The organism is Prescottella defluvii, from assembly GCF_000738775.1.
Classification (GTDB): domain Bacteria; phylum Actinomycetota; class Actinomycetes; order Mycobacteriales; family Mycobacteriaceae; genus Prescottella; species Prescottella defluvii.
Map to the genome: position 1 here is coordinate 1 of NZ_JPOC01000137.1, position 209 is coordinate 209.

Below are 209 nucleotides of genomic sequence, written 5' to 3' on the forward strand. Positions count from 1 at the left end.
CATCCGCATGTGCCGCGGATCGTCCATCGCCAGGAACGACATCGTCCGGTGGGCGTGCGGACCGTACGCCGCCGGATCCAGTGAGACACCGTTCGCGCTCGAAAGGCGTTTGCTGTCACGGAAACCGGCCATCACGTCCGCGTGGCGCGACAATGCCCAGAAGGACATGTCGTCGTTGCGGTACAGCGGGTGCTCGTCCCGCAGTCGCG

The 209-nt window shown here is 66.0% G+C and carries 1 pseudogene; it reads right to left on the bottom strand.

Features of this window, described 5'->3' with window-relative positions:
- A pseudogene (locus tag IJ15_RS25065) lies at nt 1-209 on the bottom strand (cytochrome P450); the annotation flags it as partial.